This window comes from Tateyamaria sp. syn59, assembly GCF_007995245.1.
In the GTDB taxonomy this organism is placed as follows: Bacteria; Pseudomonadota; Alphaproteobacteria; order Rhodobacterales; family Rhodobacteraceae; genus Tateyamaria.
Genome location: NZ_VCBA01000001.1, coordinates 263,730 through 287,060, shown reverse-complemented (window position 1 = coordinate 287,060; position 23,331 = coordinate 263,730). Strand labels below are relative to the sequence as shown.

Sequence of the window (23,331 nt, the reverse complement as noted above, 5' to 3'; positions counted from 1 at the left end):
AGTAAATACGGGGATCATCACATGGCCTGGACACTTATCACCGGCGCATCCGAAGGCTTGGGCGTGGAATTTGCGCGCATCGCAGCCAAGGAACAGCGCAACCTGATCCTGACAGCGCGGTCCGAAGACAAGCTGAACGCCGTCGCGGACGAGGTGCGCGCGCGGGGTGTCGACGTCGTGGTCATCCCCGCCGATCTGTCGGACATGGACGAGGTGGAGCGGCTGTGGGCTGAGGCCACGGACGGGCGCGAGATCGACGTGCTCGTGAACAATGCGGGCCTTGGCTATAATGGCCCCTTTGACGAGGGTCAGGGATGGGCCCGCGAGTTGACCTCAATCAACGTCAACATGCTGGCGCTGACGCGGCTGATGAAGCTGGCGATCCCGCATATGAATGCGCTGCCCAAGGGACGCATTCTGAACGTCGCGTCTGTGGCGAGCTTTACCCCCGGTCCAAACATGGCGGTGTATCACGCCACCAAGGCGTATGTCCTGTCGCTGTCCGAGGCGGTGGCTGAGGAATTGCGCGGCTCAAAGGTGACCGTCACTGCCCTTTGCCCCGGTGCGACCGCCACGAATTTCTTTGAAGACGCGGGTATGGATGGCGTGCGCCTGCTGAAGATGACCAAGCCCATGAAAGCCAAGGATGTGGCCGAGGACGGCTGGCTTCAGGCACGGATCGGGAAGCGGATCGTGGTGCCGGGCGTGATGAACAAGATCATGGCCTTTCTGCCCCGCATCAGCCCGCGGGGGATCACGACACGGATTGCAGCGCAGATGATGGGCAAGCACTGAGGGCTCTGGCGCATCAGGATGTGCCTTACGCCGTAAGGCGGATGCGTCATCCGCCTAATTTGACCAAATAAAACAAAGGGGATTCACAGCGCGAATCACCTGTGTCATAGTGACGGAAACCGCCCAGAGAGGCGGCGCAGAGGCAGAGTAGTATGACCCGTACCGCACGTCCCGCATTGGGCACATTCGTCTTTTTCTCGGTCGCGTTCGCGCTGGCGACCTACTTCACATTTGCCGCCGTGCAGGGGGATTTCGGCGTGTTCCGCCGGGCCGAGATCGAGGCAGAGGCGCGCGACCTGTCACGGCAACTGGCCGAGGTCCAGGCACAAGTCGCCACGATGGAAAACCTGACGCGGCGGCTGTCGGATGACTTTCTGGACCTTGATCTGCTGGATGAACAGGCCCGGTCGATCCTCGGTATGCTCCGCAGCGACGAGATCGTCATTCGCTGAATTACCAATAAAACATGGCTGCCATGCGCGCAGTTGCCGTTGCGGCAAATTGACTGTCGCGTATGGGAACCGAATCCTGTAGGGAATAGTTTAACGCTAAACTATTTCATTTACGGGAGGTTGCCGCATGGCCGCACGCAAAGCCGCAAGTAAACCGAACGTGTCGGCGGAGGAGCTGAAAGGCTACTACCGCGACATGCTTTTGATCCGCCGGTTCGAGGAAAAGGCGGGGCAGCTTTACGGTATGGGTCTGATTGGCGGGTTCTGTCACCTGTATATCGGGCAGGAAGCCGTGGTTGTCGGCCTGGAAGCGGCCGCCGAGGAAGGCGACAAGCGCATCACCTCTTATCGCGATCACGGCCACATGCTGGCCTGTGGCATGGACCCCAATGGCGTGATGGCTGAGCTGACGGGCCGCGAGGGCGGCTATTCCAAGGGCAAGGGCGGCTCGATGCACATGTTCTCGAAAGAGAAGCATTTTTATGGGGGGCACGGGATTGTCGCGGCGCAGGTACCGCTGGGTGCGGGTTTGGCCTTTGCCGACAAGTATCTTGAGAACGGGCGCGTGACCTTCACTTATTTCGGCGATGGCGCGGCAAACCAGGGGCAGGTTTACGAGTCCTACAACATGGCTGAGCTGTGGGATTTGCCTGTCGTGTTTGTCATTGAAAACAACCAGTACGCCATGGGCACGTCGACCAAACGGTCAACGAAGTCCCCAAGCTATTGGGAGCGTGGTGCCGCCTATGGCATTCCGGGTGAAGAAGTGGACGGCATGGATGTGCTGGCGGTGAAGGCCGCGGGCGAGAAAGCTGTTGCCCACTGCCGGGCTGGCAAGGGCCCGTATATCCTGGAGATCAAGACCTATCGCTATCGCGGCCACTCCATGTCCGATCCGGCCAAGTACCGGACCCGCGAAGAGGTGCAGAAGATGCGCGATGAACGTGACCCGATCGAGGCGGTGCGGTCGATGCTGCTGACCGGCAAGCACGCCAGCGAAGATGACCTGAAGGCCATCGACAAGGAGATCAAGGAAATCGTGAACGCGTCCGCCGAGTTCGCGAAGGAGAGCCCGGAGCCGCATCTCGACGAGCTTTGGACTGACATTTACGCCGACGCGGCGCCGCAGAACGCCTGAAGGGAGACACTGACATGGCAACCGAAATTCTGATGCCCGCCTTGTCCCCCACGATGGAGGAAGGTACGCTGGCGAAATGGCTGGTGAAAGAGGGCGATACGGTGTCGTCCGGTGACATCATGGCCGAGATCGAAACCGACAAGGCCACGATGGAGTTCGAAGCGGTCGATGAGGGGATCGTCGGCAAGATCCTGATCGCGGAAGGCACCGAGGGGGTGAAGGTCAACACGCCTATCGCAATTCTGGTTGAGGAAGGTGAAGAGGTTGGCGACGTATCCGCTACCCCTGCCCCAGCAGCCGAAGCCCCCGCTGCAGAAGCCCCTGCGCCGACCGCTGTCGCGGCAGCGCCTGCCGCACCACAGGTGGATCTGACGCCTGACTGGCCTGAAGGCACGGCCATGAAGGAACAGACCGTCCGCGAGGCACTGCGCGACGCCATGGCCGAAGAGATGCGCGCCGACGACACCGTGTTCCTGATGGGTGAGGAAGTGGCCGAATATCAGGGTGCTTACAAGGTGTCCCAAGGGCTGCTGGACGAGTTCGGCGCCAAGCGCGTGATCGACACCCCTATCACCGAGCACGGCTTTGCCGGGATCGGTGTAGGTGCGGCGTTCGGCGGTCTGCGCCCCATCGTCGAGTTCATGACCTTCAACTTCGCCATGCAGGCGATCGATCAGATCATCAACTCTGCCGCCAAGACGCTGTATATGTCAGGCGGTCAGATGGGCGCGCCCATGGTGTTCCGCGGTCCCAACGGTGCGGCCGCCCGCGTGGGCGCCCAGCACTCTCAGGATTACGCGGCATGGTACATGCAGGTGCCGGGCCTCAAGGTGGTCATGCCCTACTCGGCCTCGGACGCCAAAGGGCTGATGAAAACGGCAATCCGCGACCCCAACCCGGTCATCTTCCTGGAAAACGAAATCCTCTATGGCCGCACCTTCGACGTGCCGGACATGGACGACTTTACCGTGCCCTTTGGCAAAGCCCGCATCTGGCGTGAAGGCGATGACGTCACCATCGTATCCTTTGGCATCGGCATGCAATACGCGCTGGAAGCGGCGGACAAACTGGCCGAGGACGGCATCAGCGCCGAGGTCATCGACCTGCGCACACTCCGCCCCATGGACACCAGCACGATCCTCAACTCAGTGATGAAAACGAACCGCTGCGTGACGGTCGAGGAAGGCTGGCCACAAGGGTCCGTCGGCAACTACATCAGTTCGGTCATCATGCAGCAGGCATTCGATTATCTCGACGCGCCGGTGATCAACTGCACGGGCAAGGATGTGCCAATGCCCTATGCCGCGAACCTCGAAAAGCACGCACTGATCACAACGGCTGAGGTCATCGAAGCCGTCAAGCAAGTCACCTACCGCTAAGGAGCCGCAGACATGCCGACAGAAATTCTCATGCCCGCGCTGTCTCCGACGATGGAGGAAGGCACGCTCGCGAAGTGGTTGGTGAAAGAGGGGGATACGGTATCGTCCGGGGATCTGCTGGCCGAGATCGAGACAGACAAAGCGACCATGGAGTTCGAAGCGGTCGATGAAGGCACCGTGGGTAAGATCCTGGTGGCGGAAGGGTCTGAAGGCGTCAAGGTGAACACGCCGATCGCGGTCCTCTTGGAAGATGGCGAAAGCGCGGATGACATCGGTGCGGCGTCTGCCCCTAAGGAAGAGGCAAGCAGCACTGCAGCCGCTACCGAAGCGTCGGATGCAACCGCGCCGGCCAAAGACCACAGTGTTGGCGAAACAGACACAACGCCTGCCCCAGCCGCACCAAAAGATAGTGACGGCAAGCGCATCTTTGCCTCCCCTCTTGCACGCCGCATCGCCGCGCAAAAGGGCTTGGACCTAGGCGCCATAAAGGGCTCGGGCCCACGTGGCCGTATCGTCAAGGCGGACGTTGAAAAGGCAGAAGCAACACCTGCAACGGCGGCAGAACCCAACGTTGACGCGGGCCAACCCACAGCAGCGGCTGCAGCTCCCAGCGGTCCTTCGACCGATGCCATTGTGAAAATTTATGCAGGCCGCGACTACGAAGAGGTCAAGCTGGATGGGATGCGCAAAACCATCGCAGCGCGCCTCACCGAAGCCAAACAGACCGTGCCGCACTTCTATCTGCGCCGCGACATCAAGCTCGACGCGCTGCTTGAGTTCCGTAGCACGTTGAATGGCCAACTCGCTGATCGCGGCGTCAAGCTGTCAGTGAACGACTTTATCATCAAGGCGTGCGCGCTGGCTCTACAACAGGTGCCTGATGCCAATGCCGTCTGGGCTGGTGATAAGGTTTTGAAATTGACACCGTCTGACGTCGCGGTTGCGGTCGCTATCGAAGGGGGCCTGTTCACCCCGGTGTTGCAGGACGCTCACCAAAAGTCTCTTTCAGCGTTGTCCGCCGAAATGAAAGATCTGGCGAGCCGCGCCCGCGACCGAAAACTGGCGCCGCAGGAATACCAAGGTGGCAGCTTTGCAATCTCGAACCTCGGCATGTTCGGCATCGACAATTTCGACGCCGTCATCAACCCACCTCATGGCGCCATTCTTGCCGTTGGCGCAGGCGTCAAGAAACCGGTGGTGGGCCAGGACGGGGAATTGGGCGTCGCGACAGTGATGTCTGTCACCTTGTCCGTAGATCACCGCGTCATCGACGGGGCGCTTGGCGCACAACTGCTGCAGGCAATCGTGGACAACCTGGAAAACCCATTGACAATGCTGGCGTAAAACAACGAAAAACGAACGAAAAAAGGCCGGAGCTTTGCTCCGGCCTTTTTTAAGCATTCGTACGTTTCAGTGATCTTTGCCCAGCATGTGGTTCATTGAAACCGACGGCTGATCGCATCCGGCTTCACCCACGATCCGGGCCGGGATGCCCGCAACCGTCTTGCACGGCGGCACTTCTTCTAACACGACAGACCCCGCAGCAATGCGGCTGCAGTTGCCAACCTTGATGTTGCCGAGAACTTTTGCGCCCGCACCAATAAGAACACCGTTACCGATTTTGGGATGACGATCTTCTTCCTCTTTGCCGGTCCCGCCCAATGTCACCGAATGCAGCATCGACACGTTGTCACCTACAACCGCAGTCTCACCGATGACAATGGAATGGGCGTGATCAATCATAATGCCTTTGCCAATGCGGGCCGCCGGATGAATGTCGACGCCAAAAATCTCTGACACCCGCATCTGAAAGAAATATGCAAGATCCCGATGCCCTTCCGTCCACAGGTAATGGCCAACACGGTAGGCCTGCATCGCCTGGTACCCTTTGAAATAAAGGATAGGCTGCAGCAAACGATGGCACGCCGGATCGCGCTCGTAAACCGCGACCAGATCAGCGCGCGCCGCTTGAACCAGGGCAGGCGATGTTTGGTACGCTTCTTCCACAATCTCGCGGACAACAACCATCGACATCTCATTTGACGCCAGTTTCGCGGCAATCCTGTAAGACAGTGCCTTTTCAACCGACTTGTGATGCAGGATGCACGCGTGGACAAATCCACCGATAAGGGGCTCGTCCGAGACGGCCTGTCGCGCTTCTTCTGTGATCTGATCCCAAACCGGATCAATGGAAGAGACATTCGTACGTAGGTCAGCCATGATGCGTCCTTTCACGCTCTCCCTAACCTACATAAGGCCAATTCTCCAAACGCAAAGCCGTGATGACCCGTATTCCGAAACACGATTGATGGCGCGATCACCCAGCAAATCACGCACTGGCTTCCTCCCAATTTGCAGTGGTGAACGGCCCCGGACCAAAACGGGCAGAATTCTGCGCGACAGCGACTGCGAACGCTCTCGACACGCCATCAGCCTGCTGCATAGCAGTCGAGTACACCCAGTTTGGCGTAGGAACCGTTGCTTCACGCAAGACCTGGCCCGCTTGTAAAACACGGACGGTATAACTCTCGCTCTCCTCCGCAAGCGGCACGTCAGGCAAGTCCCAATCATCACCATCAAGTCGCGTCCGCCTGATCCACGACGCGTTCACACCATCTGATCCACGCGACAGCTTCAAATGAACTGGCGAATAGGGACGCAAACCATTGCCGTTAAATGCGTGCTGAACCTCGGTGTAGGACGGGTCATCATAGCTGCGACGAGATGGTCCGATACGAAAGGTCTGAGATATGCGGCGTAGCGTACGCTGCAGCGAGATTTGGGACGGAGCGCCGTTCAGCAGGACAAACCAAGAGCCAATAGGCCATTCTTCGGGCATGAAAGCATCAGTGCCTGCTTGGCCGCGCAACCTGTGAGATAGCAAGTATTGGTCCTCGGCGATCAACTCCGCATCCCGGAATTGGATAAGCTCCCAATTCTCGGGCGAACCATCGCCAATCGCTGCCAGATTGCGACCGTTCAACAGCCCTGCATCCGGAATAGATTGCAGCGTGCCATGGATCATCTTCACCTCAAGCGGTTCTCCGCGGTCAATCAGACCGGTTCCTGCACGCAAAAGCGGGCGGTTCAGAAAACCGATACTTGAACGGGCTCCAATGATGGAATTCAGCTGGAAATCCGAGCCCGAAGATGACTGGTAGACGGCAACCCCACCGGGCCACGGCGTTCCTGTGACCGCGACATGCGGTGCGTGTTCAACTTCATCACCGGTCAAAAGCGGCAAGTCCATAAACACAGATGTCAGCGGAACCGGAGGCACAAACTCACGGACTCCTGCCAATTCGTCAGAGAGTTCAGACGGCGTGTAGACCTCGGGTTCGATCCTGACAGCTTCAAGCAGTTGCATTTCACCTTGCTCGACCCGATCGACCCGGTACAGCCCCGGACCCTCGGATTTGTCCGCCGCAACTTCGATGACATCACCAGCACCAACGCCGATGAGCGAGGGCGGCAGGGCCAGCTTGACGCCCTCCCGCGCAATCCGCGCTTCGGTCAGCCAGCGTTCAGCCACTTGCCGCCCTTCAGGACGGGTCAAGGCCATCGGAACTTCACTGGTGGACACCGAGTGCGTGGCATCATCTGTCAGGACTGCCTCTTCCGACAAGACATCAAAGTTGCCGTCGGTCTGCACAAATCTCAATCGAACGCGGCCTGCCAGATCGGCGTCGGACTCGCGAGCTTGTTCGAGCGTTCCGCTCAGATCAGAGTGCAGGGCCAATGTATCGGGTGGCAACGCAACAGCGTTCCGACCCGTTCGCGTGATGAACTTCAGAACCCCGTCCCGCTCCACCGCGTCGAACGCAAAGCGCAGCATCAAGGGCTGCAAAGCACCACGTGCATCCGTGACGTCATCGACAACATAGCCGCGCACAAATCCGTACAGCTCGGACGTATCATAGTGCACCAACCCGGAACGGTCGCAGATCTCTCCCACAACGGACGCCAGCGAACGACCCGACGTGCGGCCATTGATCCAATGCCCACGCGGATAATTCTCTCCATCCGACCAGAGCCGCAGCGCGTTTGGAAAGAACGGATAGGGCCGCGCATCCCAGGCCCATACGAATGCCCGCGACATATCAACCATCGGCCCAGCGTATTCATCGGACATCGGGTTGTTCTCCGGCGCACGCCAATGGGTGTGCATCGCACGCAGATACTGTTTCTGGATCAAGTCATCGCGCGCACCATTCGAGTATCGCGGCAAACTGCTTTCGGATGATTTCTGGTCGAGGAACTTGTTGGGTTGGTTCGTGCCCTTGTCGATTGCGGCACAGCCCATTTCAGTAAACCATATTGGTTTAGATTGGGGCACCCATGCTGTTGGAGTTTCGGAGCGCACACCAGCAATGCGTTCGTGGTGCGCATGACTCCACCAGTTCCGCAAGTCCTTGAACCGATAGACCCAAGGCTCATCATGCGCACCGTCTGTGATCGGCGTTCTGATCTGCGCGACGCGTGCTTCGTCCGAGGTGTAATACCAATCGTATCCTTCACCTCCCTCGATGTTGGCCCGCAGATAGTCTAGGTTATAAATGCTGCGCCAATCTGCATCTGCGTGCTCCTCGCCGTCGCGCCAGTCAGAAATCGGCATGTAATTGTCGATGCCGATGAAGTCGATGTTGTCGTCGGCCCAGAGCGGATCCAGGTGAAAATAGCGGTCTCCGGTCCCATCCTGGGGCTGATACCCAAAATACTCAGTCCAATCAGCCGCGTAACTGATCTTGATACCAGGCCCAAGAAGAAGACGCACCTGTGCGGCCAGTGATCTCAACTTCTGGACTGCGTAAAAGCGATTGGCCACGCCCCGTATCTGGGTCAGTCCGCGCATTTCAGAACTGATGCAGAACGAGTCGACACCACCGGCGGCACGGCACAGAGCCGCGTAATGCAAGATAAAGCGCGACAGCGACCATTCTGCTGGTCCAGTATACTGAATCTCATTGCCGATGTAGAAATCGCTGGCTTGCACCGTGCCAAAAAATGCGTCGACTTCCGCTTCAGCGGCTGCGGTTCCATCGGGCGATCCTTCTACCCCGGGCGCAGTCGACAGCGTGATCCGACCACGCCACGGCAAATGCGGTTGGCTTTCTTCCGGATTGTATGGATTTGGAAGCGCATTGCCTTCCAGTTGGTCCATGAGAATGAAGGGATAAAACATCACCTTCTTTCCGAATGAAGCCATCGCGCGGATTGCTTCAATGACCGATCTGTCGGACGGGGTCCCGCCGTAAATTGGACGGCCATTGATCTGCGAAATGGCCTGGGCCGACGTTCGCGGCAAGCCACTGACCGACCAGGGCATGTTTTCGCCCTCAACATTCCAACGTTCAACTTTCGGCTGCAATCGACAGTTTCCGCAGCGCAAGTCGCTCCCAAACCAGGATACAATCAGCGATACGGCATCGCAGTTCGGCAACTCGATCCGCAACGCATCCAACGACACACTGAAATCCGGTCGCCCGGCAGGCGTATTGATGTTGGCGCTCCACCGTCCGTTATTGGCATCCACGTAATTCACAGGCGTCGTTGCCAGCGCGTATTCGCCCGTCCCAGGCATCAGCGCAACGGCTTCAATCGCCCGTGACATCTCCTCGTCGGCATCGTCCTGCTCAGGCTGTTCAGGTCGCACGACCTCAAAGGAAAACTGCGGAACGCGGTTACCAAAACGACCCAACGCAAGATTTTCAATCACGACGTAAGCAGTGCCGCGATAGGCCGGAACCATGCCTTGACCTTCGATCGCCTCCATCAGCGGATCTGGAAGCTGGTCCATTGTCCCAGTGTAGCCGCGAATGTTCAGATCATTCAGCGCCAGCTCTTCGCCATCTGCCCAAACACGTCCAATCGAGGTGATTTCGCCTTCACACACCGCCAGCGCAAGGCTCACCGAGTAAGAGTATTCACGCCGCTCCGGTTCGGGCGGAGTGGAGGGTGACCCTTTGCCACCGCCGCCGCCACCTCCACCAGTTACGGTCACGGTTTCCAAAAAGTCCGAGGTCCAGATGACCTGTCCACCCAACCGCATACGGCCGTAGAGTTGAGAGATTGCCGCGCCTTCCCCAGAATTGGACAGACGAAAGCGATCAACCTTGCCATGTTCCACAACTTCCGAGCCTTGGCCCATGACCCGTTGGTCAATCAGGCGCCCGAGCGTCGCACCAACAGCCCGTCCAATCGCAACGGAAGACAGCCCAAGAACAGACCCACCAACCGAGCCGCCAATAGCCGCACCAGCGGCAGAAAGTACAACGGTCGCCATCAGCTGGCCTCCACATCAGGAAACTGGAAACGGGCCACGACACGGCGAACCCAAGGGGCACTCAGCGGGCTTTCGACAACGCCGTGCCCGCTATACGCATGGACAAAGCGCGGCGCATCTCCAACCCCGGACTGAATGCCCAGGTGCTTTGCGACAGATCCATCGCGCATACGGAACAGGATCACATCGCCCAGCGCTTGCTCAGCAAGATCTTTCGGCTCCAAGTGGCGCAGAGCGGCTCCCCAAAGCAACTCCTGCCCCTGCGGCTCGGACCAGTCCATGCTGTAGGCAGGGGGCCGCTCAGGCTCTTGCCCAATCACAGCGCGCCAAACACCACGCACAAGGCCAAGGCAATCCGTGCCAGCCCCGCACACTGCCATTTGGTGAACATAAGGCGTGCCGATCCAACGGCGCGCTTCCTCGACCACCAGCAAAGCTTGACGCGTCATCTCAGGCTTCCTCCGCTGTTCGACCCGCCCGAAGTCGGATACGCCATCATCCAGTCGTCGCTGGGCAGGTCGGGGAAACCCTGGAAGTTGATCAGGTTGTTGAACTTCAAACGGCAGGTCTCGAACCGTTTGTCGCAACCGACGGTCAGACGGATCTGATCCTCCGTGGTGATCTCTCCGCGTATCGCTTCCCACAGCTCGATCCGGCGCACCCCATCTTCGAACACGTCACGCTTGATCATGCCCCAAAGACCGCCCGCGGACCCCGACACCACATCAAGCCGACCGCGCATGAACCACTGCGGCTCAAACCCGCCCAGTTCATCCCATTCAAAGATGCGCCCATCGACGATGCGGTCAGCGGCGCCCTCATACCGGTACCCTGGCAAATCAAGGTCGAAGGCACAGGAACGGTCACCCAGCACCGCGGTACATGGCTTTTGATAAATACGCCCAAGCGGCCGATTGAGTGCTTCGGTCAGCCCGCGCAACTCCGCATGAAATGCGCCGCCTGCACGCCGCAACTCTCCAATCGTGCCCCGAAACTGCAACCACCGCACATCGGTGTCGGCCCAGTTCACCATCCAGGCAAGCACTTCGGCATTGTCAAAACGGCCAGCCTCAATCTCGTCTTCTCGGACCGCGGCATCCGTAAGTGCGCCCAGCGCCTCTGTATTGTCGACGCTCAAACCAGTGCTTTGGGCCAACGCCGCTGCCGAAAGGCCCGTGTCTGCCCGGAACGTGATGTCATCGAACGTCAGTTCGGTATCGTGATCCGTGAACCCAAAAGTTTTGCCATCCTTGCGCAGGATCGCCCAAGCGCGGCACAGCGTTGTGATACCTGTCGCCGCATGAGCCAGAAACGCATCGCTTTGCCCGCTCATTACACACGCACCTCGATGATGGGTACGTTTGGAACCGTACCGGCCTGAAAACTGGCAACCGATGTCTGGATCTGGTCGGTGTCAAAGCGCACCGGCACGTCGAACTCGAAACCTGCGGTGATTTCCTCATTCTCTTCTGGTGGATGCTGAAAAGTGACCAGCCCGGTGGCCAGGTCGACGTCGTAATCCACGCCCTCCTGCATCTCGTCGCGCCCCAGCCCCACACGCACCGATCCCGCGACGGGCTTCACAATTGGCCGCGCATACGAGAACGCGCCAGAGCGATACGTTTTCACCAAGGGAAAAGCCGCCTGAACACCGTCGCCAGTGGCAATTGTCTGGTCCAGATAATCCGGGTCCACGCTGGCAGGACTGGATTTGAAGTCCGCCCAATCCTTCCAGCGGAACCCATACATCTGCCCCATCCGGGCTTCGAAAAACGCAATCAACGTCTCGACGTCATCCAGCGACCGCATGCCCAGACCGGCGTCATAGCGACGGCGCGAATGCGCCCAGGGCGTGTTGCGCTCCTCAAACCCGTTGGCGAGGGTCACAACCTCTGTGCGACGCTCCGGTCCGCCAACCGAGCCAAAACTCAGCGACGCGGGAAATCGTACCTCGTGAAAATTCATGGCGTTGGCTCCCCTTCAATTCCTCAACGGTTCCGGTTCGCGCGGCTCAGCGCGCGGTTCATCTGTGCTGCGATCTGGTTTTGTGACCGGGCAAAACCCTGCACGTCGGGCGTCGTGATATTCATCACGACTGTCGGGCCGCTTTGGCCGCCACCACCGCGTACGCCCAGCTTGCCATCCGGCCCACGCGCAAGCGGCATGATCGCTTCTGGCCCCGCCTCACCCATCACACCCATCCCACCGCGCATGCCAAAGGGGGTTGCGGAACTGACAACGCCGCCCGAGGCAAAGGGCATTACACGGCCCTGGCTGAACGGCGCCCCGTCGGCAAACGGCAGGATCTTTTCAAAGATGTTGCCCGCCCCCGTCGCAAGCAGACCGCCAAAATGATCCGTAACCGGCTTCATCGCGGCGTTGTACGTGGCGTTGATCATCGAATTGGCCAAGCCATCCAAGGCATCCGACAGGCTCATCCCGTCAAACACCAACCCGTCAAAGGCTTTGCGCAACCCACGCGACAACCCCTTTTCCAGCGTCGCCACATCCTTGTTGGTGGCCGCCAGGCTTTCCCGCATTCGGCGCAGCTCACTGTCGAACCCGGTCACCATGTCTGCGGTGGCACTCAGTGAAAACCGCAGGCTTTCACTGTTTTCTTCAAGGTTCTCGATCTCGTCGTTGTAGTCACTCATACGGGATCCCCTTCCGACTTTTCGTCCGGCCAGGCGACCATCAGCGCGTCCAGACCCTCGCTCAAAAGCGGTGCGGCCTGGCCGGGCGTGCCCAGCATCATCTGCAATTCGGCAGGGGTCAGCGCCCAGAACGCCTCGGGCGTCAGGCGCAGCCCCTGCATCCCGGCCCGCATCAAGGCGGGCCAGTCCAGTGTCTTGGTCATGCCTCGGGCACCACAAACGCACGGGCGATCAGCTCGGCGGCTGCGCGGGCGGCACCCATCGGGCCACCCGCGATCTCGGCATGGTCCAGAGCAGCCGGATCAAAACCGGACCCACCGCCAACCAAACCCGCCTTCAGGACTGCCAGAACATCCGCACCAGAAAACCGACCCTTTTCAAACCGCTCGACCAAAGCGACCAGCGACGGCTCCGCCAAAGCAGCCTCAAGCCCCGCCAAGGCCCCAAGGGTCAACCGCATAACTTGCGGCTGCCCGTCGATCAGCAACGTGACCTCTCCCCTCCACGGATTGGTCATCAGGCCACGAGCGCCGTAAATGTCAGCGCGCCAGCCGATGCCAGCGACACCTCATATGTGGCCTCGCCATTGTGGCTGCCGGAATACTCCAGCGACGTCACCTGAAACGGCCCCTCGACAATGCCGAAATCCGGGATGATCACCTGAAAGTCTGGCGTCTCGCCGTCGAAAAAGATCTGGCGCGCCCGCTCATCCGTGCCTTCGTCCTTGAACACACCCGCACCGGTGATCGCCGCAGACCGCACACCGGCTCCGGCCAACAGCTCACGCCACCCGCCCTGGCTCTCCAGACTGGTCACATCCACCGTCTCGGCGTTAAAGCTGACGCGCGTGGCCCGCAGACCCGCAATGGTTTCGAACTGCCCGTCCGAGGTCATGTCGACCTTCAGAAGCAGGTCCTTTCCGTTCTGAGCACCCATGGGTTTTCTCCGTTCAAATGGTTGATTGGTTGTCTTCGGTCCGCGCACGGAACGTCAGGTCGATGCGGCGGCCCTGGCCCTTGTCGATCTTGACGGCGCGGGCGCGATCAAAACGCAGCGACACGAGGCGACCGCGATCCAACGACAGATCGGCATCATGCAGCACATCGCAGACATGACCCGCGACCTCTTTGGCCGCAAAAAAACCGGGCACCTCGGTCACGACGGACACGGTAAAGCGGTGCTCGGCCCCGTCGCCGGTTTTGTCATCGGCGGCACGCACGGTTTCGGGCCCAATGGCGACATAGATGCTCGGAACGGCTCCGCTGGGTAGCGCATCATAAACGGCATCACCGACGGCATCGCTGACTGCGATGTCTGACGCCACAGCGGCAAAAACGGCGCTTTGAAGCGCGGCGGAAACAGCGTAGCTCATATCGCAATCTCCTCATCGGCCATGCAAATCAGGTATCGGCCCTCAGGGTCGCGCTCCGCCACGCTCCGTACATGGAACAGACGATTGCCATCGCGAAACCGCTGCTCCGCCATGGGCCGCTCCGGGTGGCCAACAGGCGCGCCCCGCACAACAATCGCGTAAGGCACTGCGGACACCGCCGCGCCTGTGGCGACAGTCTCGCGGCCGGTCCGCGCCGTCAGCTCCGCCCACAATACGCCCAGCGGTGACCAGCTCTCGGAAAAGCCGCCAGCGCCATCGGAGACACGTGCAGGGCTCTCCAGGGTCAAGCGCCGGTTCAGGCGCGGCGTCTTCACCGGACACCCCCGCCCAGACGAATGGGCTTATAGCGCTCAATCAGGCTGGTCACGCCGAAGGGCATGCAGCCCTCACTCAGGCTGGTCTCGTTCCGGAACTCGTAATAATGCGCGGCCAGCAGCATGACCGCTTGCGCCAGATCCGCCGGCACCTCGGACCAAACGGCGCCGTAGCCCGCAGTAAGGGAAACGCTCACCGCACCGGCCGTTGGCACCGTTGGCAACGCTGCTCCCACGGACCGCAAGCGCGGACGGTGCATATCACGCTCCAACCAAAACGCGTCACTGGACACGGGCGTCTCGGTGCCCGCACGATCCACAAGCGCCACGCCATTCACGGCAACGACAGGTGCTACAGGGAACGCGACAGCATCAACCGCCGTCAGCGATCCAACGGACAAAACAAAGTCACGCGCGATCAGCACCTTGCCTGTCCGCGCCTCGATCGCAGTCACAGCAGCCCGCAAAAAGCTGATCAGCACCGCATCCTGCACACTGTCATTGCCAAAGCCGCTGCCCAGACGCAGATGCGCCTTGAATTCTTCGACCGGCAGCGCGCCATCGGGCACCGTGGTCACCTCGTTCAACATCATGGAACATCTCCAGGAAAATTCTGCCCCTCGGCTCCAAAAGGTCCGGGCGCGCGCCAGTCCGCGTTGCTCGGACGGAGGGGAGCAGCTAGACAACACGGCGCACTTGATCAGCACGCACCCGGGAACCGGGGGCAGTCACCCACCCCCGGCCATCCGCTATCAGCCCTTAGGCGACAGCGAATTTCAGCAGTTTGATCGCGGCAAAATCGCTCACGTCGCCGCCCACGCGCTTGGTGGCATAGAACAGAACGTGGGGCTTGGCGCTGAAGGGATCACGCAGCACACGCAGATCGGGGCGCTCAGCCACGGTGTAGCCAGCGTTGAAGTCGCCAAACGCAATCGCGTCGGCACCTGTGCCCGCATCCGGCATGTCCTCGGCGATCATAACCGGGTAGCCCATCAGAGTTGCGGGCTGACCGGCGGCCAGACCGTCGGACCACAGGAAGCGACCGTCATTGTCCTTCAGCTTGCGCACCAGACCAGCGGTCTTCGAGTTCATGACGAAGGTCGCGTTGGCACGGTACTCCGCACCCAGGGCATAGACGACGTCGATGATGGCTTCTGCGGTCACGTCACCGTCCACACCAGTCGGCACGTAGCCAAGGTTGCCCCAGGTCCAGACATCATTGTCGACAGACGTGTGGGTCAGGAAACCATGCGGCTTGTCCACACCATCGCCGTTGATGAAGGCCGCAGCCTCGGCACGGGCAAACTTGTCGGCGATGCGACCGGCCAGCCAACCTTCGATATCGAATGCGCTGTCATCCAGCAGACGCTGCGACGCCTTGGGCAAAGCCGACAGCTCGTGCAGCGGAATGGTGATGCGGTCGATGGTGGGCGTGTCGGTCTCGGCCTGCGTGCCGGTCTCGGTGGCCCAGCCTGCGCCCACATCGGTGTGGTCCACGAGGACGTCATAGGATGTCGCCTCGACATTCACGACCGACGCGATGGAGCGGATCGACGCGGTTGCGTTCAGAACCGATTTCACCGACTCCGACGTGGCCGGATCGACGAGGTAGCCGCCATCCGAGTTCACCGCCGTGGACAGCGATTTGCCCTCCAGCTCCAGGCCACGCAGGCCGTCATCTTCGCCCGAACGCAGATAGGCGTTGAACGCCTTCTGATGGGGGGCACCCGTCTCAACCGCACCAGCCAGAGGGGTGCGTGCAGCCGTCATGTTTTTCCGATCCAGCATGGTCAGTCGCTCTTCCGTTTGTTGAAGTTTGGTTTGAATGTCGGCCTTGAAGCCTTTCAGTTCATTGACGAAACCACTCATGGCATCGGCAACGTCCTGGGCTGGGGACAAACCTTCCCCGGCCCGAGCCTTGATCTCGGTCTTGCTCATCAGCATGTCCTTGATGGTTGGTTGTGAAACGGCCCTGCGCGTCTCGGGGGAAATCGTTTTCCACATAGATCATCATCAAATTTCCCGTTCTCGGTCGGCGATCAGCCGATCGAGAGGCAGGGAAATCTGATTCCGAACTAACGATTTCGCCCCTAGCGCTGCGCCAACTCCGCGCGCGCAGCCCGCAAGGCCGCCGCCATGTCGCGCAAATGATCGTCCTGATCCGAGGTCATCTCCTCGGATTTGGCCGCCACCCGCGCACTGGGCAACATCGGGAAGGTCACCAGTGACACCTCCCAAAGCTCCAGTTCGGTCAAGAGCCGCTGGCCCTTGTCATTCTTCGTGGCTTTCACGGTGCGATAGCCGATGCTGAGGCCATCAATGGCCCCCGCCCCGATCAGCTCCGCCGCCTCGCGGCCCTTGGCAATCGACGGCAACAGCCGGCCTTTCACCCAAAGTCCCTTGGCATCCTCGCGCACCTCGTCCCACACACCGATGGGAAAGGCCGGATCGTGCTGCCACAACATCTTCACGGACCGCCCCTCAGCGGCTATGGCCTTCAAAGACGCCGCATAGGCCCCCTTCGTCACCACATCGCCGCCCTGATCGCAGGCGCCAAACAGGCTCGCATAGCCCTCGATCACCGTCCCGTCCTGCACCTCGACACCCTCGCCAAAGCGCGCAAATTTCGTCTCCAGACCGGTCTCTGCCTGCATCTGCCTACTCCTTTTCAATGCGGGATCGCCGCCATGATGGATTGAAACCCGGTCGCCAAAACCACCGCCACTACACCGTAAACGGTCAGCCACAACCGCTTCTCCAACCGCTCCATCAACGTCTCCAGACGCTGCAAGCGGTCGGAAATATTGGCAAAATGTACCTCGGTCAGCCGCTCATGGGCCTCCAGCTTCAGCCCCGGCCCACAGGCGAACTTCTCCCACAGCTTGGCATCATCCATCAGCACCGTCCTCGGCCACAGCAGGTAAGCCCAGCAAACGCCGCTTCTCGGCCACACTCAGGAAATCGGCCCCAGCGACCCGCGCCCACTGCGCATCCCGCTCAGCCGCCAAGGCAGGCACCTGATCCAGATCGGGTGCCAAGACCACATCCTCGCCCGTATGCGCCCCCAGCCACTCGGCCAGCGCGGCCGCCACCCGTGTCGCCAACGGCAAAACGGTCAGCCGGTAAAACGCCCGGTTGGCTTCCTGGTAATTGGCATAGGTCGCATCCCCCTGAATGCCCAACAGCATCGGCGGCACGCCAAAGGCCAACGCAATCTCCCGCGCCGCAGCCTCCTTGGTCTTCTGGAACTCCATGTCGGACGGCGAAAAGCCCATAGGCTTCCAGTCCAAACCACCTTCCAACAACATCGGGCGCCCCGCATTCCGCGCGCCCGAATGGTTGGTCTCGATCTCACTCACCAACCGCTCGTACTGATCACCCGACAGCTGCGACTGCCCGTCCGCCCCACGATACACGATGGCACCAGACGGCCGCGCCGCATTGTCCAAGAGCGACTTCGACCACCGCGACGCCGCCGTATGGACATCCAGCGCCATGGCCGCCGCCTGCATCGGCGAAAACCCGTAGTGATCGTCCTGCGGATGAAAGCTCTTGATATGACAGATCGGGCTCACCGCGCCAGCTGCATCAAAGCGATGCTTCGCGCCGCCCACCGCATATTCATAGGCCACAGGCCAACCATCCGACCCGGGCACGACCGACATCCGATCCGACCGCAACACATGCAGCTCCAGCGGCGCCCCACTCTCACCAGCTACTGCTTCAACATAAGCATTCCCGGACAACAGAAGCTGGGCATAAAGCGCCTCCAGCAACTCGGCGCGCCCCTGCCCCGGATTGGGCCGCTTGATCAGCGACAGGATCGGATGCGTCTCAAACCGCTGCTCCATATCCTGCAAGACCAGCGGCAACGCGGCAGCGGCTTCGGCAATCAGCTTCACCGACCGAAACCCAACGGGGTTCCCGGAAAACCCGGCACGCGTCAGCGACACAGCATCACGTGGCGACCATGCCACACGGCCTCCCGTCTGCCAGGCCACCACCTTACCCGTCGCACTCGCCTTCTGTTCCGGCACATCCGCCTGCGCCCGGCTCCGAAAGAAATCAAACACACCTGTCTCCTTCACATGATCCCGAGAGAGGCCAATCCCCCGTCCGTCCAAAGAAAAAGGCGGCCCAAACCGGAACCGCCTCACCGAACAGAGCACCGCTCTGCTCCTTCATCTTGCCAGAAAAACTCTCCCCGAAGGGTCGCTCTTCTATCCAGCGCCGGAACCTATCGTTCCAGCCCTTCATTTCGCCAAATAAACCGCCCCCGGAGGGTCGGTTTCAAACCGCGCGCGGCTCACAAACGCCTCACCCCCGGCCGCCGATACGCATTCGCAGGCTCAATCATCAACTCATGCAACGCCCACACCAGCGCGTCGACCCGGTCAGGCGATCCCTCACCCTCATACCCGGTGCGCGTCATCCGCGTCATCTGATCCTCAAGATCGCCAAGGCCAAGGGCGTGCGTCACCCGATCCTGCTCATACAGCGCCGCAATCGGCTCCGCCCGCGCCACCTTGCCCTTAGAGGCATGCACAGTCTTCAACGACACCAGCGGATCCACCTGCCGGATCACCTCCGATACCAACTGCCCGCCCTGGTTCACCTCGGCCACCAACCGGTCGGCCTTGTACGTGTCCATCGCATCAATCGCGGCTTTGGCCCACCCACTCGGCCCCACACCCTGCACGGTGCAATCGGCAATGACATGCGCCCGCCAATCCTGCGGCGGCCCGTCCATCGACACCCCCGCGACGATGATGCCGCAGGCGTCAGAGGAGCGCCCCGCACTCACAGCAGGGTCCAGCCCGACCACAACGCGATCCAGCTTCGGTTTCCGCTTCCGCCGCACCGCATCCAGCATCGCGGTGGACCAGAACGCCCCATCGACGTCCGTGAGCAGGATCCCTTCCAACTCCTGCCGCCCCAGCCGCGTCCCGGCATAACGGCGGCGCACCTCCTTCAAGAACGAGCCCGCCAGGTTGGCGGCATTCGCCTCGGTCGGCGCGTGGGTCATCACGGTGGATGACTGCGCCAGCAAATCCTTCAAAACATCCACGTTGCGGGGCGTCGTCGTCACACAACAGCGCGGATCGTCGCCCAGCCGCAACGCGAATTGCAGCATGTCCCAGGTCTCCTGACCCTTCTTCCACTTGGCAAGCTCATCGACCCAGGCGCAATCGAACTGCGGCCCCCGCAAACCTTCCGGGTCAAAGGCGGTATGAATGGTGGCGACAGCCCCGTTGGGCCACTCCAGCATCTTCCGCCCCGCATGAAACTTGGGGCGCCTGTCCGTCGGACTACACGCCACGATCCCGCTCTCGCCAAAGACCATCACCTCCCGGACCTGCTCGATTGTCTCCCCCACCAGCGCCACACGGCGCGCGCGACCCTTGTCCAGCGGCATCGGCCCCTCGACCATTGATCGCACCCATTCGGCACCCGCACGGGTCTTGCCCGCCCCACGTCCGCCCATGATGACCCAGGTCCGCCAATCGCTCTCGGGCGGCAACTGGTGCTCCATGGCCCAGAACTCGAACAGAAAAGGGAGGGCGCCAATGGCGCCCTCTCCCAACTCATTCAGAAACCGCTCCTGCGCCTCCACAGGCGCGGAGGCGACCAAGCGCGCACCGTACCTCAGCTCGGGCGAAGTCAAGGTTGAGAGCGTATCCGTTTTGGGCAATGCCACTCCGGGCTTGTCGAAACTCGTCAAGCTTCTTCTCCATACCTTCAAGGTTGCCAACTGTGCGGAGCATGGCCGCAAGCTGCTTGTTGACCTCGGTTTCCTTGAAATCCTCCCCGGCTCCAGCCTCTTCTATGAAGGCTTTGAACTGCTTTCGCATCGTCTTCAGAGTGTCCTGCATCGAAGAGACAAGCTCCTCGCTGCGGGCCTCTTCCGCCTCCGGGGTAATCAATGTCATATGTGTTATGACCTCTCATGCGTTGGGATTGTCTCCGCACGAGCGAAACGAAAAAGCGACCACCGGGTCACCCCGGGGCCGCTTGCCCACTTCTTCTAGCTTGTCACAAGTTATACGTGTGACCGTTCGCAGAGTCAAGCGAAATCCAGATGAGGATCGACCGCTAAGCGTACGGTGCGATTAATAAAATCTTACTCGTCTGGTTAAAATATGGTTAACACAACCAGTAAGAGACTGAGAACATTAAACAACCCTTGCGTGTCCCCGCGGGGACAAATCCCTCAAGTCGCATTTTTGAGCACGGGACGGTCGTGGGCCGGGCTTCAGCCCAGCACCACCGGATCCCTTACCCACCATCATTCTGATTGGCCCGCTCGGCTTCAATCTCCCGCCACCGGGCGACGTTCCGATTGTGTTCATCCAGCGTCTCGGCAAAGGCGTGCCCGCCGGTCCCGTCGGCCACAAAGAACACATACGGCGTCTCATCCGGCTGCGCCGCCGCCATCAGGCTGGCCCGTCCGGGATTCGCAATCGGCGTCGGCGGCAGCCCAAGAATGACATAGGTGTTCCACGGCGTCGCCGCCCGCAGCTCCGACCGGCGCAGGCCCCGGCCCAGCACACCCTGCCCCCGCGTGATGCCATAAATGACCGTCGGGTCAGTCTGCAACCGCATCCCCCGGTTCAACCGGTTCACAAAGACGGACGCCACCTGCCCCCGCTCCTCGGCCACACCGGTTTCCTTCTCGATGATGGAGGCGAGGGTCAGCAACTCTTCCGGGCTCTCCAGCGGCAGGTCGGCATCCCGCGCCTCCCAAGCGGCTGACACCCACAGTTCCTGCTGCTCCGCCATCTGCGCCAGCACACCGGCGCGGTCATCACCACTGCGCACTTCGTAGCTGTCGGGGGCCAGCGCCCCTTCAGGCGGAATCTCCGTCACCTCTCCGGCCAATACATCCATGTTGCGCAGCGCATCGACAACCTGCCAACTCGTAACGCCCTCGGCCACCGCAACACGGTAGCGTGTGTCCGGCTCGGCGCGCACCTCGGTATAGGCCGCTGGCGCCTCTTCCTCACCGGGTTCAAACTCGGCGCGCTCGACAAATCTGTTAGTGGCCGGATCCAGCTCGCGCACCTGCGCGCTCAAACGGTTCACCCCAACGCGGTAGACCACTTCGGTCCCGCATGTGCTGGCACCCCCGCGGGTCACCACATCGACGATCTCTTCCATCGATGCACCGGGCTCAACCAGAAAGCTCCCGGCTTTCAGCTCACCTGTCTTGCCCGCATAGTCGGCACCCGTCCGGAAAATCCAACCGTGGGCCACTGCCCCCTGCTCTTCCAGATCGCGGCTCACCCGGCGAAAATTCGACCCGCGGTCCACCTGCACACAAATGGCTTCGGTCAGCGGCCCCGGGCCTTCATACTGGCCGCGCCCCCACAGGATCAGCCCACCCAGCACGAACAGGGCAACGATCAGGAATGTCAGCGCGTTCGAGGCGATGGATCGCCACATCAGCTGACCTTCCCAAAGATGACGCTGGCGTTGGTGCCGCCAAAGCCAAAGCTGTTGGACAAGGCCACATCCACCTTGCGTTCCCGCTTGGCATTGGGCGCCAGATCGACGGGCGTGTCCACGGCCGGATTGTCCAGGTTGATCGTCGGAGGACAAACCTGATCCCGGATCGCCAGGATCGAGAATATCGCCTCAATCGCGCCCGCAGCGCCCAGCAAATGCCCGGTCGCGGACTTGGTCGAGGACATGGTCACATTCGCCGCATGATTGCCCAGCAAACGCTCGACCGCACCCAACTCGATGGTGTCGGCCATGGTCGAGGTGCCATGCGCGTTGATGTAGTCGATGTCCGACGGCTCCAGCCCCGCATTGCGCAACGCCGCGCGCATCGACCGCTCACCGCCTTCGCCGTCCTCGGATGGCGCCGTGATGTGGTAAGCGTCGCCCGACAGGCCATAACCCCGAACCTCGGCATAGATCTTGGCGCCCCGCGCGACAGCGTGCTCATATTCCTCAAGCACCACAATACCGGCACCCTCGCCCATGACGAACCCATCCCGGTCCTCATCATAGGGCCGGCTTGCCGATTGCGGGTCGTCGGCGCGTTTCGTCGACAGCGCCTTGCACGCATTGAAGCCCGCAATCCCGATCTTGCAGATCGCCGCCTCGGCCCCGCCCGCGATCATCACATCCGCATCGCCATGCTGGATCAAACGGCTCGCGTCACCAATGGCGTGCGCGCCGGTGGAACAAGCCGTCACCACCGAATGGTTCGGCCCCTTGAAGCCGTACTTGATGCTCACCTGACCCGAGATCAGGTTGATCAGCGCGCCCGGCACAAAGAACGGCGACACGCGGCGCGGCCCTTTCTCTTCCATCATCACGGCCGTGTTGGCAATGGAGTTCAAACCGCCGATCCCCGAGCCGATCAGAACGCCCGTCCGCTCTAGGCTCTCGGTGTCCTCGGGCATCCAGCCCGCATCCTCGACCGCCTGCTGAGCTGCGGCCAGACCAAACATGATAAATGTATCGACCTTGCGCTGCTCCTTGGGCGCCATATAGGCATCGCCATTGAACGTCCCATCCGTGCCGTCCCCGCGGGGCACTTCACAAGCGTATGTCGTCGTCAGGCCCTCTGGATCGAACTGCGTGATTGGACCAGCACCCGATTGGCCGTCCAGAATACGGCTCCAGCTTGCCTCGACCCCGTCCGCCAACGGCGTCACCAGTCCAAGACCTGTCACGACAACTCTGCGCATCTGCTCATGCCCCTCTCTTTTCTGGCTCGCCTCTTACCGCGCCCGCTGGCCCCTGTTCAAGTCCCGAGGGAGGCGCGCGCAGATGCTCAGCGGTGTGGCTGATGGCTTGGGTGATCGGCACCCAGATACTCCATCGGGTGGTTGGCAGCTTTGCAAGCAAAGCTACCCCTGCCACTGGCCGCGTCTGCCTGCTCAGCCGGAAACCGGTTCTTCTAGGTACT

The 23,331-nt window shown here is 60.8% G+C and carries 25 protein-coding genes; 5 read left to right on the top strand and 20 right to left on the bottom strand.

Annotation, left to right across the window (positions count from 1 at the left end; all coding sequences use genetic code 11):
- Positions 1-21: 21 nt before the first annotated feature.
- The 5 genes from FD715_RS01470 (at position 22) to FD715_RS01450 (ending at position 5,108) form a co-directional block, all read left to right on the top strand.
- A complete protein-coding gene (locus FD715_RS01470) occupies positions 22-795 on the top strand; it encodes an SDR family oxidoreductase (protein ID WP_147104138.1) in 774 nt (257 codons plus the stop codon).
- 152 nt (positions 796-947) lie between these two features.
- On the top strand, positions 948-1,247 hold the full coding sequence (locus FD715_RS01465) for a septum formation initiator family protein (RefSeq protein WP_147104135.1): 300 nt from the start codon (positions 948-950) through the stop codon (positions 1,245-1,247).
- A 127-nt stretch (positions 1,248-1,374) separates the two neighbouring features.
- On the top strand, positions 1,375-2,385 hold the full coding sequence (pdhA, locus tag FD715_RS01460) for a pyruvate dehydrogenase (acetyl-transferring) E1 component subunit alpha (protein WP_147104132.1): 1,011 nt from the start codon (positions 1,375-1,377) through the stop codon (positions 2,383-2,385).
- A 14-nt stretch (positions 2,386-2,399) separates the two neighbouring features.
- Positions 2,400-3,764: a pyruvate dehydrogenase complex E1 component subunit beta gene (locus FD715_RS01455; RefSeq protein ID WP_147104131.1), complete on the top strand. Its 1,365-nt coding sequence runs from the start codon at positions 2,400-2,402 to the stop codon at positions 3,762-3,764.
- A gap of 12 nt (positions 3,765-3,776) precedes the next feature.
- Positions 3,777-5,108, top strand: a complete 1,332-nt coding sequence (locus FD715_RS01450) for a pyruvate dehydrogenase complex dihydrolipoamide acetyltransferase (protein WP_147104128.1) — start codon at positions 3,777-3,779, stop codon at positions 5,106-5,108.
- 66 nt (positions 5,109-5,174) lie between these two features.
- Here the strand turns inward: FD715_RS01450 and cysE are convergent, their stop codons facing one another.
- The 20 genes from cysE to fabF all read right to left on the bottom strand — a co-directional run bounded on the left by cysE (position 5,175) and on the right by fabF (position 23,110).
- Positions 5,175-5,984 (bottom strand): serine O-acetyltransferase, encoded by an 810-nt coding sequence (gene cysE, locus FD715_RS01445; protein WP_147104125.1) that lies wholly within the window; start codon positions 5,982-5,984, stop codon positions 5,175-5,177.
- A gap of 109 nt (positions 5,985-6,093) precedes the next feature.
- Positions 6,094-10,047, bottom strand: a complete 3,954-nt coding sequence (locus tag FD715_RS01440) for a glycoside hydrolase/phage tail family protein (protein WP_147104122.1) — start codon at positions 10,045-10,047, stop codon at positions 6,094-6,096.
- Entirely contained in the window at positions 10,047-10,496 is a 450-nt protein-coding gene (locus tag FD715_RS01435) for an NlpC/P60 family protein (protein ID WP_147104119.1), read from the bottom strand. Before FD715_RS01435 ends, FD715_RS01440 begins: the two co-directional genes overlap by 1 nt.
- Positions 10,493-11,380 carry a DUF2163 domain-containing protein gene (locus FD715_RS01430; RefSeq protein WP_147104116.1) on the bottom strand — a complete coding sequence of 296 codons (888 nt, stop codon included), beginning with the start codon at positions 11,378-11,380 and terminating at the stop codon, positions 10,493-10,495. The genes FD715_RS01435 and FD715_RS01430 overlap by 4 nt, the downstream gene beginning before the upstream one ends.
- Positions 11,380-12,012, bottom strand: coding sequence for a DUF2460 domain-containing protein (locus FD715_RS01425; protein WP_147104113.1), 633 nt, complete (start codon positions 12,010-12,012; stop codon positions 11,380-11,382). The genes FD715_RS01430 and FD715_RS01425 overlap by 1 nt, the downstream gene beginning before the upstream one ends.
- 23 nt (positions 12,013-12,035) lie before the next feature.
- Positions 12,036-12,701 (bottom strand): phage tail tape measure protein, encoded by a 666-nt coding sequence (locus FD715_RS01420; RefSeq protein WP_147104110.1) that lies wholly within the window; start codon positions 12,699-12,701, stop codon positions 12,036-12,038.
- The gene (locus FD715_RS01415) at positions 12,698-12,904 is read right to left on the bottom strand and encodes a rcc01693 family protein (RefSeq protein WP_147104107.1); all 207 of its coding nucleotides are present in this window, start codon (positions 12,902-12,904) and stop codon (positions 12,698-12,700) included. Before FD715_RS01415 ends, FD715_RS01420 begins: the two co-directional genes overlap by 4 nt.
- Complete coding sequence (locus FD715_RS01410) at positions 12,901-13,218, bottom strand: gene transfer agent family protein (RefSeq protein WP_147104104.1); 318 nt, start codon at positions 13,216-13,218, stop codon at positions 12,901-12,903. Before FD715_RS01410 ends, FD715_RS01415 begins: the two co-directional genes overlap by 4 nt.
- The gene (locus FD715_RS01405) at positions 13,218-13,637 is read right to left on the bottom strand and encodes a phage major tail protein, TP901-1 family (protein ID WP_147104101.1); all 420 of its coding nucleotides are present in this window, start codon (positions 13,635-13,637) and stop codon (positions 13,218-13,220) included. Before FD715_RS01405 ends, FD715_RS01410 begins: the two co-directional genes overlap by 1 nt.
- 13 nt (positions 13,638-13,650) lie before the next feature.
- Positions 13,651-14,073, bottom strand: a complete 423-nt coding sequence (locus tag FD715_RS01400; protein WP_147104098.1) for a DUF3168 domain-containing protein — start codon at positions 14,071-14,073, stop codon at positions 13,651-13,653.
- Positions 14,070-14,408: a head-tail adaptor protein gene (locus FD715_RS01395; protein ID WP_147104095.1), complete on the bottom strand. Its 339-nt coding sequence runs from the start codon at positions 14,406-14,408 to the stop codon at positions 14,070-14,072. Before FD715_RS01395 ends, FD715_RS01400 begins: the two co-directional genes overlap by 4 nt.
- Positions 14,405-15,001: a head-tail connector protein gene (locus FD715_RS01390; RefSeq protein WP_147104093.1), complete on the bottom strand. Its 597-nt coding sequence runs from the start codon at positions 14,999-15,001 to the stop codon at positions 14,405-14,407. The genes FD715_RS01395 and FD715_RS01390 overlap by 4 nt, the downstream gene beginning before the upstream one ends.
- Positions 15,002-15,167: 166 nt before the next feature.
- On the bottom strand, positions 15,168-16,346 hold the full coding sequence (locus FD715_RS01385) for a phage major capsid protein (protein ID WP_147104090.1): 1,179 nt from the start codon (positions 16,344-16,346) through the stop codon (positions 15,168-15,170).
- A gap of 152 nt (positions 16,347-16,498) precedes the next feature.
- Entirely contained in the window at positions 16,499-17,062 is a 564-nt protein-coding gene (locus FD715_RS01380; protein WP_147104087.1) for an HK97 family phage prohead protease, read from the bottom strand.
- Between the two features lie 14 nt (positions 17,063-17,076).
- The gene (locus tag FD715_RS01375; protein ID WP_039687529.1) at positions 17,077-17,304 is read right to left on the bottom strand and encodes a hypothetical protein; all 228 of its coding nucleotides are present in this window, start codon (positions 17,302-17,304) and stop codon (positions 17,077-17,079) included.
- Positions 17,297-18,481, bottom strand: a complete 1,185-nt coding sequence (locus tag FD715_RS01370; RefSeq protein WP_147104085.1) for a phage portal protein — start codon at positions 18,479-18,481, stop codon at positions 17,297-17,299. The genes FD715_RS01375 and FD715_RS01370 overlap by 8 nt, the downstream gene beginning before the upstream one ends.
- A 233-nt stretch (positions 18,482-18,714) precedes the next feature.
- On the bottom strand, positions 18,715-19,941 hold the full coding sequence (locus tag FD715_RS01365) for a DNA-packaging protein (RefSeq protein ID WP_147105135.1): 1,227 nt from the start codon (positions 19,939-19,941) through the stop codon (positions 18,715-18,717).
- A gap of 52 nt (positions 19,942-19,993) precedes the next feature.
- Positions 19,994-20,338 (bottom strand): hypothetical protein, encoded by a 345-nt coding sequence (locus FD715_RS01360; protein WP_147104083.1) that lies wholly within the window; start codon positions 20,336-20,338, stop codon positions 19,994-19,996.
- A gap of 346 nt (positions 20,339-20,684) precedes the next feature.
- Entirely contained in the window at positions 20,685-21,851 is a 1,167-nt protein-coding gene (gene mltG, locus FD715_RS01355; RefSeq protein ID WP_147104080.1) for an endolytic transglycosylase MltG, read from the bottom strand.
- Entirely contained in the window at positions 21,851-23,110 is a 1,260-nt protein-coding gene (fabF, locus tag FD715_RS01350; protein WP_147104078.1) for a beta-ketoacyl-ACP synthase II, read from the bottom strand. The genes mltG and fabF overlap by 1 nt, the downstream gene beginning before the upstream one ends.
- Between the last annotated feature and the right edge of the window lie 221 nt (positions 23,111-23,331).

What these genes read in the sequence shown, in the direction of transcription:
- FD715_RS01400 (WP_147104098.1), bottom strand. Translation starts at nt 14,073, where the DNA reads ATGAGCTACGCTGTTTCCGCCGCGCTTCAAAGCGCCGTTTTTGCCGCT.
- FD715_RS01385 (WP_147104090.1), bottom strand. Translation starts at nt 16,346, where the DNA reads ATGAGCAAGACCGAGATCAAGGCTCGGGCCGGGGAAGGTTTGTCCCCA.
- FD715_RS01365 (WP_147105135.1), bottom strand. Translation starts at nt 19,941, where the DNA reads ATGGAGCACCAGTTGCCGCCCGAGAGCGATTGGCGGACCTGGGTCATC.
- pdhA (WP_147104132.1), top strand. Translation starts at nt 1,375, where the DNA reads ATGGCCGCACGCAAAGCCGCAAGTAAACCGAACGTGTCGGCGGAGGAG.
- FD715_RS01420 (WP_147104110.1), bottom strand. Translation starts at nt 12,701, where the DNA reads ATGAGTGACTACAACGACGAGATCGAGAACCTTGAAGAAAACAGTGAA.
- cysE (WP_147104125.1), bottom strand. Translation starts at nt 5,984, where the DNA reads ATGGCTGACCTACGTACGAATGTCTCTTCCATTGATCCGGTTTGGGAT.
- FD715_RS01435 (WP_147104119.1), bottom strand. Translation starts at nt 10,496, where the DNA reads ATGACGCGTCAAGCTTTGCTGGTGGTCGAGGAAGCGCGCCGTTGGATC.
- FD715_RS01455 (WP_147104131.1), top strand. Translation starts at nt 2,400, where the DNA reads ATGGCAACCGAAATTCTGATGCCCGCCTTGTCCCCCACGATGGAGGAA.
- FD715_RS01415 (WP_147104107.1), bottom strand. Translation starts at nt 12,904, where the DNA reads ATGACCAAGACACTGGACTGGCCCGCCTTGATGCGGGCCGGGATGCAG.
- FD715_RS01430 (WP_147104116.1), bottom strand. Translation starts at nt 11,380, where the DNA reads ATGAGCGGGCAAAGCGATGCGTTTCTGGCTCATGCGGCGACAGGTATC.
- FD715_RS01450 (WP_147104128.1), top strand. Translation starts at nt 3,777, where the DNA reads ATGCCGACAGAAATTCTCATGCCCGCGCTGTCTCCGACGATGGAGGAA.
- FD715_RS01405 (WP_147104101.1), bottom strand. Translation starts at nt 13,637, where the DNA reads ATGGGTGCTCAGAACGGAAAGGACCTGCTTCTGAAGGTCGACATGACC.
- FD715_RS01440 (WP_147104122.1), bottom strand. Translation starts at nt 10,047, where the DNA reads ATGGCGACCGTTGTACTTTCTGCCGCTGGTGCGGCTATTGGCGGCTCG.
- FD715_RS01380 (WP_147104087.1), bottom strand. Translation starts at nt 17,062, where the DNA reads ATGCAGGCAGAGACCGGTCTGGAGACGAAATTTGCGCGCTTTGGCGAG.
- fabF (WP_147104078.1), bottom strand. Translation starts at nt 23,110, where the DNA reads ATGCGCAGAGTTGTCGTGACAGGTCTTGGACTGGTGACGCCGTTGGCG.
- FD715_RS01465 (WP_147104135.1), top strand. Translation starts at nt 948, where the DNA reads ATGACCCGTACCGCACGTCCCGCATTGGGCACATTCGTCTTTTTCTCG.
- FD715_RS01410 (WP_147104104.1), bottom strand. Translation starts at nt 13,218, where the DNA reads ATGACCAATCCGTGGAGGGGAGAGGTCACGTTGCTGATCGACGGGCAG.
- FD715_RS01375 (WP_039687529.1), bottom strand. Translation starts at nt 17,304, where the DNA reads ATGGATGATGCCAAGCTGTGGGAGAAGTTCGCCTGTGGGCCGGGGCTG.
- FD715_RS01390 (WP_147104093.1), bottom strand. Translation starts at nt 15,001, where the DNA reads ATGATGTTGAACGAGGTGACCACGGTGCCCGATGGCGCGCTGCCGGTC.
- FD715_RS01360 (WP_147104083.1), bottom strand. Translation starts at nt 20,338, where the DNA reads ATGACATTGATTACCCCGGAGGCGGAAGAGGCCCGCAGCGAGGAGCTT.
- FD715_RS01470 (WP_147104138.1), top strand. Translation starts at nt 22, where the DNA reads ATGGCCTGGACACTTATCACCGGCGCATCCGAAGGCTTGGGCGTGGAA.
- mltG (WP_147104080.1), bottom strand. Translation starts at nt 21,851, where the DNA reads ATGTGGCGATCCATCGCCTCGAACGCGCTGACATTCCTGATCGTTGCC.
- FD715_RS01425 (WP_147104113.1), bottom strand. Translation starts at nt 12,012, where the DNA reads ATGAATTTTCACGAGGTACGATTTCCCGCGTCGCTGAGTTTTGGCTCG.